Below are 498 nucleotides of genomic sequence, written 5' to 3' on the forward strand. Positions count from 1 at the left end.
AAACATACTACAAGATTTTCGATAAAGATAGGAAAAATATTTTTTCAATTGTCCTTGTCACACATCCTTTATACAGACAACTTTCTAAATTTCATCATCAGTTTTACGGGACAAGCATTCTATTTCGATTTCAGGTTCACCATTTATTCGACTTCTCGGAAATTCAACTATTAAAGTCGAATAATCCATTTGCTCTTGCTCTCTTAGCCGGCCAGTACCAAGCAAAAACAAGAACAAACCCCGAAGAACGGTACACATACAAATTAAAACTCACAGAAATAATAAAGGAAAGATATCCATTTGACGAATCAGTTATTGGGATTAAGTTATTGAAGTTTGTTGACAATATTCTATACTTACCTCATGAATTAAATGAGCAGTATATCCAAGAGGTTTACCAAATTTTTAATAAGGAGGGTATGGACATGGCTCAAGCGGAAAAGACAAAAGAAATTATTACCTTTGGTGAGTTACTTGAGAGATGGAAAAAGGAAGGTA

Annotated in this window: 1 pseudogene; it reads left to right on the plus strand. The window is 33.5% G+C overall.

Going from position 1 to position 498, the window contains the following annotated elements:
- Positions 1-498: pseudogene (locus LIZ98_RS17675) on the plus strand (hypothetical protein); the annotation flags it as partial.

The organism is Caldibacillus sp. 210928-DFI.2.18 (assembly GCF_020554505.1).
In the GTDB taxonomy this organism is placed as follows: domain Bacteria; phylum Bacillota; class Bacilli; order Bacillales; family Caldibacillaceae; genus Caldifermentibacillus; species Caldifermentibacillus hisashii.